General features: G+C 74.5%; 6 protein-coding genes and 2 pseudogenes. 3 read left to right on the top strand and 5 right to left on the bottom strand.

The window, feature by feature from the left end; genetic code table 11:
• The 3 genes and pseudogenes from AC2CJA_RS19630 to AC2CJA_RS19620 form a co-directional block, all read right to left on the bottom strand.
• Positions 1-260 (bottom strand): annotated as a pseudogene (locus AC2CJA_RS19630) (MBL fold metallo-hydrolase); the annotation flags it as partial.
• A 43-nt stretch (positions 261-303) separates the two neighbouring features.
• A pseudogene (locus tag AC2CJA_RS19625) lies at positions 304-450 on the bottom strand (DUF4383 domain-containing protein); the annotation flags it as partial.
• A 148-nt stretch (positions 451-598) separates the two neighbouring features.
• Positions 599-1,300 carry a phosphodiesterase gene (locus AC2CJA_RS19620; protein WP_484604007.1) on the bottom strand — a complete coding sequence of 234 codons (702 nt, stop codon included), beginning with the start codon at positions 1,298-1,300 and terminating at the stop codon, positions 599-601.
• A gap of 190 nt (positions 1,301-1,490) precedes the next feature.
• Between AC2CJA_RS19620 and AC2CJA_RS19615 the strand changes: the two genes are divergently transcribed.
• Positions 1,491-2,591 carry a serine/threonine-protein kinase gene (locus AC2CJA_RS19615; protein ID WP_484604006.1) on the top strand — a complete coding sequence of 367 codons (1,101 nt, stop codon included), beginning with the start codon at positions 1,491-1,493 and terminating at the stop codon, positions 2,589-2,591.
• Here the strand turns inward: AC2CJA_RS19615 and AC2CJA_RS19610 are convergent.
• Positions 2,549-2,905, bottom strand: coding sequence for an STAS domain-containing protein (locus AC2CJA_RS19610; protein ID WP_484604005.1), 357 nt, complete (start codon positions 2,903-2,905; stop codon positions 2,549-2,551). The two genes, AC2CJA_RS19615 and AC2CJA_RS19610, sit on opposite strands and share 43 nt — an antisense overlap.
• 274 nt (positions 2,906-3,179) lie before the next feature.
• Here AC2CJA_RS19610 and AC2CJA_RS19605 point away from each other — a divergent pair, with 274 nt between their 5' ends.
• Together AC2CJA_RS19605 and AC2CJA_RS19600 are read left to right on the top strand one after the other, a co-directional pair.
• Positions 3,180-7,325 (top strand): SpoIIE family protein phosphatase, encoded by a 4,146-nt coding sequence (locus AC2CJA_RS19605; RefSeq protein ID WP_484604004.1) that lies wholly within the window; start codon positions 3,180-3,182, stop codon positions 7,323-7,325.
• Entirely contained in the window at positions 7,322-7,618 is a 297-nt protein-coding gene (locus AC2CJA_RS19600; RefSeq protein WP_484604003.1) for an STAS domain-containing protein, read from the top strand. The genes AC2CJA_RS19605 and AC2CJA_RS19600 overlap by 4 nt, the downstream gene beginning before the upstream one ends.
• 36 nt (positions 7,619-7,654) lie before the next feature.
• On the opposite strand, the gene AC2CJA_RS19595 is transcribed toward AC2CJA_RS19600, so the two are convergent.
• Positions 7,655-9,416 (bottom strand): serine hydrolase domain-containing protein (locus AC2CJA_RS19595; protein ID WP_484604002.1); only part of this gene is annotated, 1,762 nt, incomplete at its 5' end.

Genomic DNA, 9,416 nt, shown 5'->3' with positions numbered 1-9,416 from the left:
CCCCGGGCAGGCCGGGGAGACCGCCGCGGCGGCACTGCCCCCCCCCGGCCGCGCCGGGCCGGTCTCCTCGACCGGCCCGGCGGCAGCTCCTCGACCCGCAGGGCCGGTTCCCCCGTCCGCCGGGACAGCAGGCCCTTGCCCAGGTAGGCGTACTGGCCGCGGTGGAGGAAATCGGGGTCGGTCAGCAGCGTCAGCTCGCCGTAGCGGATCAGCAGGGTGGCGTTGCCGACGAAGGGGAGCTCGGTGACTCCCGGCGGCACTGCGGGCCATTGCCAGACCGACGACGCCGAAGGCGAGGTGCACCAGGTTGTGCAGGACCGACACCTGGAAGACACCGAGCAGCTGGGCCCGCGACTCGTGTCCCGCGAACTGCATCTCGCCGTAGTCCGTGGTGATACCTGGGATGAACCCCAGGATCCCCACCAGCAGGAAGACCAACGACACCACCATGGCCGCGGTGCTCACCGGCGCGCGGCGCGCCGTGCCCGTGATCCTCGGGCCCGTGCCGGCCATCGTCATCATCTCCACCCGGGATCGGACAGCGGCCGGTTCGGAGTACCCGCGCCTCCCGGACGGAAACGGCCCGGGTGACGCTTCCTCAGCCGCGGCCCTCCCGGGATCCCTCGTACGCGGCGGGCCGCACCGACGCGAGGGCCGTGCCCGGCGCCATCCCCGGCAGGCTGTTGCGGTGGACGTCGAAGCCCGGGGTGGAGCGGGGAGGCTCCCGCCGCGGAGAGCGGACGGTGAGTACCGCGAAGGTCCGCCAGCGGCCCATCGGTTCGGCCGCCCGCAGGTCGAACACCAGCGGCCCGTCCGCGAGCGCCCGCCGCAGGGCGGCAGGGCTGCCGTGGACCGGACGCAGCCGGCGGCGGGGGAAGGCTGCCAGCACCATGCCGCGCCCGCCGACCCGGTAGGCGAGCAGGGTGCTGTACGGGCCCCCCAGCACGTCGCCGCGCGGCAGGGGCAGCCGGCGCAGTACGGGAGAGCGGGCGCTGCTGGTCAGCAGCAGGTCCACGGGCCGGCCGGGCCCGCCCGCGTCCAGCGCCCGGACGGCGAGTCCGAGCCAGTCGGGCAGCGGCCGTGGCAGGCCGGCGCCCCGGGACAACCGCACCACGCACTCGTACCGGCCCAGCCCGTCCAGCCAGGGAACGCCCCAGGCGGTCCCCGTGAGGCCGGGCATCGTCAGCTCACCGGCACAGGTGAGGCCGTCGGGGTGGAAGGCGGGGGCGTGGCGCAGCCGCGCGAGCTGCCGGAAGCCCTCCCGGGTGCCGCGTACGCGCAGGGGCACGGGTCGGGACATCGGCGTCTCCTCGTACTGGGCTGGGCGGGCCGGGCGGACCGGGTCAATCCCCCCGATCCTCAGTTGCCGCACGGCCCGTGCCGAAACCCCGGCACGCTCAAGCACCGGACCACCGCCTTACCGCCCGGCCGGGCAAGGGCCCATACTGGACGGGCCGGGGCGGCACGGGCGGGAGGGGCGGCGGCGCGCGATGAGGCAGGGCACACTGATCCAGGGCCGGTACCGGCTGCTGGACCTCGTCGGGCGCGGCGGCATGGGGCAGGTGTGGCGGTCGCACGACGAGTCGCTGGACCGCGAGGTCGCCGTCAAGTGCCTCAAGCCGATGGGCGGCCAGGACGACCCGCACGCCATCGGGACGCTGCGTGAGCGCTTCCGCCGCGAGGCGCGCGTCGCGGCCTCGCTCCAGCACCGCGGTGTGACCGTCGTCCACGACTTCGGAGAGCACGACGGAGTCCTCTACCTGGTGATGGAGCTGCTGAACGGGCACGACCTCAGCCGGCTCCTGAAGCTGGGCGGACGCCGGCCGCTGCCCGTACCCGACCTCTTCGACATCGCCGAGCAGATGGCGGCCGCCCTCGCCTACACCCACGGCCGGGGCATCGTCCACCGCGACCTCAAACCCGCCAACGTGATGCGCACGGCGGACGGCACCGTGAAGATCTGCGACTTCGGGATCGCCCGGCCGGAGTGCGGCACGGGCCCGGCCGCCGGGACCACCGGCGGCTTCCCCATGGGCACCCCGCACTACATGTCGCCCGAGCAGATAACCGGATCCCACCTCGACCAGCGCAGCGACCTGTACTCGCTCGGCTGCGTGCTGTACGAGATGGCCACCGGCTCCCCGCCCTTCGACCTGGAGGACACCTGGGGCATCCTCGTGGGCCACCGTGAGACCGACCCCCGGCCGCCGCGCGAACTCCGCCCCGACCTGCCCGCCGACCTGGAGCGGATCATTCTCGACCTGCTGGCCAAGGAGCCGGAGGGGCGGCCCGGGGACGCGGTGGAACTCGGCCGCCGTACCGCCGAGGCGCGCCGTGCGGGAGGCGTGGACGGGCAGCGGGCCCCGCTCTGGCCGCCGCCCGGCTCCCCCGGGCGGCTCCCGGTGTGGACCCACGGCATGAGCGCCGGAGCCAGGGCCCTCGCCGGCCGCCGGCCGCCGGGCCCCGGCTCTCCGTCGCCCTCCGGGCACCCGGGAGGACTCAGCGGCCCGTGGACCGGTCCCGGAGCCGCCGCCGGCCGGGACGGCGATCAGCCGGCGAGGGTCGCGACCGCCTCCTCGACGCTGCCGTAGAAGGTGAAGATCTGGTCCAGCCCGACGATTTTGAAGACGCGCGTGATGTCGTCGTCCAGACCGGCCAGCGCCAGGCTGCCGTCCACGGCCTGCGTGAGGTGGTAGGCCGTGATCAGGACGGTGATGCCGCTGGAGTCGCAGTAGACCAGGCCGGACAGGTCGATGACGACGGCGGTCCCGCGCTCGCGGGGCAGCTCGTTCAGCGCCTGGCGCATCCGGTCGGCGGTGTGGTGGTCCAGTTCGCCGGACACCTCCAGCAGGCAGGGACCCGCGGGATGGGAGTGCAGCGTGACGGTCAGATCTCGGTCGGGCACCCGTTCTCCTGTACGCGCTGGTCGGTCCGGTCGTTCACCCCGGCAAGGCACAGCCCGGGAGGCGGGGCGGCGCCGGGGCGCGCGTTCGCGGGGACGCCGATCGACTGCCCGCTCCCGGAGAGGGTGAACCCCGAGGGGCCGACCGCCCCGCAGGCCGTGGCCGGCCGTGTTTATCCTACGGGACCGGTTGTGGCGCATCGTCGCCGTGCTGGTGGATATGCGCATCGGTGACGCGGGACCGCGGGGCGCGCGGTGGGTGAGGAGGGCAGGGGCGATGGGCGACGCCAACCAGGCCGGGCCGCTGGAGCCGCTCCTCCCGGGGGACGGCGAGATGGCCGGGCGGATGCGCGCCTTCGACTGGGCGGACACTCCGATGGGCGACCCGTCCGGCTGGCCGGCGAGCCTGCGCACGGCCTGCCGCATCTGCCTGACGTCCCGTTTCCCCATGATCCTGTGGTGGGGAGAGGACCTGCGGTTCCTCTACAACGACGCCTATCTCCCCCTGCTGGGCGACAAGCACCCCGGACTGGGCAAACCGGGCAGGCAGGTGTGGGGCGAGATATGGAACGTGATCGGCCCGATGCTGCGGTCGGTGGTGGAGACCGGCCGGGCCACCTGGTCGGAGGACCTGCTGCTGAAGACGGAGCGGCACGGCTATCTGGAGGAGTCGTACTGGACGTACTCCTACAGTCCGATGCACGACGACGACGGCCGGGTGCGCGGGGTCTTCACCGCGGTCAGCGACACCACCGAGCGCGTCGTGGGCGAGCGCCGGCTGGCCGCGCTGCAGGATCTGGGAGCCCAGACCGGCACCGCCCGCAGCGTGGGGGAGGCATGCGAACTGGTCGCCCGGGCCCTGGGCCGGGCGGAGCGGGACGTGCCGTTCGCCGCGGTCTACCTGCGCGGCTCCGGCGGTGAGCCGGTCCTGGCCGCCGCCAGTCCGCCGGGCACGCCCCCGAGCCCCCTGCCGGACGGCCCCGGGGGCTGGCCGCTGGAGCGGGTGCTGGACACCGGCGAGCCGGTGGTGGTCGAGGACGTCGTACGACGGTTCGGCCGGCTGCCCTCCGGAGGGTGGGACATGGCGCCGACGCAGGCGGTGGTCCTGCCGCTGCCGGGCGAGACCGGGGCGGGACTCGTCGGGGCGATCGCCCTGGCCGCCAGTGCCGGACGCGTCCTGGACGACAGCTACCGGACCTTCCTGGACCTGGTGGCCCGGCAGACCGCCGCGCTGGTCAACGGGGCCGTGGCGTACGAGGTCCAGCAGCGCAGGGCCGAGGAGCTCGCCGAGCTGGACCGCGCCAAGACCGTGTTCTTCTCCAACATCAGCCACGAGTTCCGCACCCCGCTGACGCTGATCATGGGCCCGCTGGAGGAACTGCGCGGGCAGCTGGCCGGAGCCGGCGAGCAGGTCCGCGAGGAACTGGAGGTCGTCCGCCGCAACGGGCTGCGCATGGGCAAGCTCGTCAACACCCTGCTGGACTTCTCCCGTATCGAGGCCGGGCGGATGCGGGCCCGGTTCGAGCCGGTGGATCTGGCGGCCGTCACCGCGGGGCTCGCCAGCGTCTTCCGCTCCGCGGTGGACCGGGCCGGCCTGGACTTCGAGGTGGACTGCCCGGCGCTGCCCGAACCGGTCCACATCGACCGGGGCATGTGGGAGAAGGTGGTCCTCAACCTGCTGAGCAACGCGCTGAAGTTCACCTTCGACGGCTCCATCGGCGTGACGCTGCGCGCCGAGGGCGGAGGGGCGGTGCTGCGCGTGTCCGACACCGGCACCGGGGTGCCCCGGGACGAGCTGCCGCGCCTGTTCGAGCGCTTCCACCGCATAGAGAACGTCCGGGCGCGCTCGAACGAGGGCAGCGGCATCGGACTGGCGCTGGTGAAGGAACTGGTCGGTCTGCACGGCGGCACCATCACCGCCGGAAGCACCGAGGGCGAGGGCACCGTCTTCACCGTCGTCCTGCCCTTCGGGACGGCGCATCTGCCGGCCGATTCGGTGGTCCGGGGCGCCGACCCGGCCCCGGTGGCCGCCGATGCCGATCCCTACCTCCAGGAGGCGCTGCGATGGCTGCCGGACGCCGGAGGGGCCGGGCGGGAGGGTTCCGCGCCGCCGTCCGCGGGACGGACGGAGCCGGCTCCGCCCGCTCCCGGGCCGGCGCGGGCCAGGGTGCTCGTCGCCGACGACAACGCCGACATGCGCGAGTACCTGCGGCGGATCCTGGAGACCGGCTACCGGGTGACCACGGTCGCCGACGGGCGGGCCGCACTGGAGGCGGTCCGGGCCGACGCCCCGGACATGGTCGTCAGCGATGTGATGATGCCCCGGATGGGCGGTCTGGAGCTGGTGACGGCGCTGCGCGCCGACTCCCGCACCGCCGGGGTCCCGGTACTGCTGCTGTCGGCCCGGGCCGGCCAGGAGGCGTCCATCGAAGGGCTGGAGGCGGGGGCCGACGACTACCTGGTCAAACCGTTCTCCGCCGCTGAGCTGCTGGCGCGGGTACGGGCCGCGGTGAAGCTGTCGCGGCTGCGCAACCACCACACGCAGTGGCGCGCGGCCCTGGTCGACTCGCTCCAGGAGGCGTTCTTCGTCTGCGACGAGGAGGGCGCCGTCGTCGAGATCAACTCCGCCTTCACCGACATCCTCGGCTACGGTCCGGAGGACCTCCCCCACCGGCCCAAGCACCCCTGGGGGCCCGACCGGGAGAGCGACCCCGAGGCCCACCGGACCATCGAGAAGGCCTTCGCCCAGGTCGTGGGCGAGAGGAAGGGCAGCTACATCACCCCCGTCGAACACCGCGACGGGCACCGGCTGTGGGTGTACGCCTCCTTCAACGAGGTCCGCGACCCCGACACCGGCAGGCGCATGGTGGTCGGCACCTTCCGGGACGTCACCGCCGAACGCCTCACCGCCCAGCGCGAGACCGCCCTGGCCGCGCTGAGCGTACGGCTGTCCGAAGCCGGGAGCGTCCCCGAGGCCCTGCGGGCCGCTCTGGACGAGCTGCGCCGGGTGTGGCGCGCCCCCCGCGCCCTGGCCGTCACCTGGGACGACCGGGAGCGGGACGCCCGGCTGGTCGCCGCGGTGCCCGGCACCGCGTGGGGGGAGCCCGGCGACCCGGTCCGCGGGGCCGTCGAGGCCCTGCGCGGACGCAATCCCCTGCACCCGGTCGCCACCGGCGGGCCGGCCGGGATCGGCATCACCCTCGAACACCCCGGCGGACCGCTGGCGCTGTGGGTCGAGGCCAGTGAGGAGCGGCCCCTCATCGGCGAGGACCACACCCTGCTGGCCGTGCTGGGCGGCTACCTCGGGCAGATGCTGCAACGCGTCCACACCTTCGAGCAGCAGCGCGAGACCGCCCTGGTCCTCCAGAGGGCCGTTCTGGGCCCCGACCGCCTCCCGCGGGGATTCGCCGTCCGCTACGAGCCCGCAGCCCGGCCTCTGGAGGTCGGCGGAGACTGGTACGACACCGTCGAACTGCCCGACGGCCGTATCGGCATCGTCGTCGGCGACTGCGTCGGCCGCGGCCTGGAGGCCGCCACCGTGATGGGCCAGTTGCGCAGCGCCTGCCGGGCCCTGCTGCTGCAGTTCGCCGATCCGGCCCAGGCGCTGACCGCGCTCGACCGGTTCGCGGCCCTCATCCCCGGAGCGCCGTGCGCCACCGTCTTCTGCGGTGTGCTCGACCCCGTGACCGGTCGGCTGGCCTACAGCAGCGCCGGCCACCCGCCGGGCATCCTCACCCACCCGGACGGCACCACCGAACTGCTCGACCAGGGCCGTTCCATCCCCCTGGCGGTGAAGCCGGGCCGCCCCCGGCCCACGGGTACACACACCATGCCGCCGGCCTCCGTCCTGCTGCTGTACACCGACGGCCTGATCGAGCGCCGCAGCAGGCCGCTGCACGCGGGCATCGCCGAGGCCTCGGCCGCCGCCCGGCGAGGACGCGACGCGGACCTGGAGGAGCTGGCCGACGACATCCGGACCGGTCTGGAACCGGCCGGCGGCTACGACGACGACATGGCGCTGCTGCTCTACCGCCACCCCGCGCCCCTGGAGGTGACCTTCCCCGCCGAGTCCGCCCAGCTCGCCCACGTGCGGGGCGCCCTGCGCGGCTGGCTGGAGCGGCTGGAGATCGGCCCGCGCCTGACCCAGGCGGTCCTGGTCGCGGTGGGAGAGGCCTGCGCCAACGCCATCGAGCACGGCCACCGCGGCCATCCCGGCCGCACCGTGCGCCTGAGCGCCGCCGCCACCGCCGGCGGCCTCCGTCTGACCGTCACCGACACCGGAAGCTGGAAGCCCCCGCGACCGGAGGCCGACGCCCACCGCGGCCGCGGCCTGATCCTGATCCACGCGCTCATGGACCAGGTCGGCATCGCCACCGGCGATGCCGGAACCACCGTAGACATGCATGTGAGGATCACACGTTGACCACCCACCTGACGCTCAGCGAGCAGCGGCGTCCAGACGGTACCCCGGTCCTCGTGGCCGAGGGGGAGATCGACATGAGCAACGTCGGCGAGTTCCGGGCCGCGGTGGACCGGACCGCCGGCGGCGAGGGACGCCTGGTGGTGGACCTCACCGCCGTGGACTACCTGGACAGCGCCGGGCTGGCGGCGCTGTTCGCCCACGCCGACCGTCTGGAACTGATCGCCCCGCCACTGCTGGACCCGGTCCTCACCGTCTCGGGGCTCGCCGATCTGGCCACCGTGCGCATCGCCTGACGGGCCGCCGCCGGGCGCGCCCGGCGGCGGTGGGCGTCAGTCGGCCGAGAGCGACCAGCCCTCGGCCGTGACGCGGCCGGCGTCCCCGCGCCGCGAGCCGTCGAACACCGTGCGCCCGCCGTCCTCGATCCGGATGCCGTCGACGTACGCGCCGCGCCCCACGTAGCGGGCGTCGGTGGTGTACCGCCAGCGCAACCGCACCGCCCGGCCGCGCCAGGCGCCCAGGTCCGCCAGGGCCCGGTGCCAGACCCGCCCGGAGAAGCCGTGCAGTGCTCCTTCCGGGTGCTCCACCGGGGCCCGGCCGGGACGGGAGGTGGTGAACGGCACCGGCTCCCACACGCCACCGTCGCCGGAAGCCTCCAGGCGCAGGACGTCGAAGGCGCGCTCGGTGTCCCACCACACCCGGAAGCGCAGCCGGGCACCCACGCCGCCGCCCGTACCGCCCGCGCCGTTCGTGCGGCCTTCCGCCACGTCTTCCGTCACGCCTTCCGCTTCGCCGTCCCCGCCGAGAGCCACCTCGGGCAGGGCGAGTACGGCCGGGGCGCCGCTCGCCATCCCCGAGAACCAGGCCTCGCGCCCCTCGGCGGGGCGCACCGGAACGGCCCGGGCCAGACGGGTGGCGGTGGCCACACGCGGTGCGCTGCCGGAGCGCCAGGTACGCACCGGGTGGACGGAGTTGCCCAGCAGCACCAGGAAGGTGTCGGTGGTCGGGTCCAGCACCAGGCTGGTACCGGTGAAGCCGGTGTGCCCGGCCGTGCGGGGGGTCGCCATGGCCCCCATGAACCAGTGCTGGTACAGCTCGAATCCCAGGCCGTGCTCGTCGCCGGGGAAGGCGGTGTTGAAGTCGCGGAAGAGCAGGTCCACCGACTCCGGCTCCAGGACGCGGGCGCCGCCGTACGCGCCGCCGTTCAGCAGGGCGCGGCACAGCACGGCCAGGTCCCAGGCACGGGAGAAGACCCCGGCATGGCCGGCCACGCCGCCGAAGGCGTACGCGTTCTCGTCATGGACCTCGCCGTGCACCATGCCCCGCTCCAGGCCCGACCAGGGGCGGCGGGCGTCCTCGGTGGCGGCGATGCGCGGCTTCCAGGAGGCGGGAGGGTTGTAGCGGGTCCATCGCATGCCCAGCGGTCCGGTGACGTCCTCGCGCAGCAGCGTGTCCAGCCTCTTGCCGGTGACCCGCTCCAGTACGAGCTGGAGGGCGATCAGATTGAGGTCGGAGTAGCGGTAGACCGTGCCCGGCGGGTCCAGGGGCTCCTCGTGCCACAGCCGCCGCAGCCGGTCCTCCCGGGTGGGCTCGGCGTACAGCGGGAGCCAGGCGGTCAGCCCGGAGGTGTGGGTGAGCAGGTGCAGCAGGGTGATCCCGTCCTTGCCCGCCGCACCGAACTCCGGCAGGTAGGAGGCGACCGCGCCCTCCAGCTCCAGGGCTCCGCGCTCCATCTGCCGCACCGCCAGGATCGCGGTGAACAGTTTGGAGACGGAGGCCAGGTCGTAGACGGTCTCGCGGGTGGCGGGGACCTGTTCGCCGGCGGGGAGCTCGACGCCGGCGCCGGTGGCCTCGTCGTAGGCCGAGTAGCGCACCGCGTGGCCGATGGCCTCGTGGAGGGCGACGGTGCCGCCGCGCCCGGCCAGCAGGACCGCGCCCGCGTACCACGGGTGTTCGGGGGAGGGGCCCAGGAAGGCCCGCGCGTCCTCCACCAGATGCCGCAGATGCGGCTCCAGCAGTCCGGCGCGCCGTGCGGAGCCGCGGCGCAGGACGGATGCCCGGCCGCCGGCGGCGAAGGCACGCCCGCCCCGGGCA

This window comes from Streptomyces sp. ATLC9 (genome assembly GCF_057196705.1).
This window is presented reverse-complemented; position numbering and strand designations above follow the sequence as displayed.

Excerpts from the sequence above, each read along its gene's own strand:
- AC2CJA_RS19615 (WP_484604006.1), top strand. The coding sequence starts at position 1,491 with ATGAGGCAGGGCACACTGATCCAGGGCCGGTACCGGCTGCTGGACCTC.
- AC2CJA_RS19620 (WP_484604007.1), bottom strand. The coding sequence starts at position 1,300 with ATGTCCCGACCCGTGCCCCTGCGCGTACGCGGCACCCGGGAGGGCTTC.
- AC2CJA_RS19605 (WP_484604004.1), top strand. The coding sequence starts at position 3,180 with ATGGGCGACGCCAACCAGGCCGGGCCGCTGGAGCCGCTCCTCCCGGGG.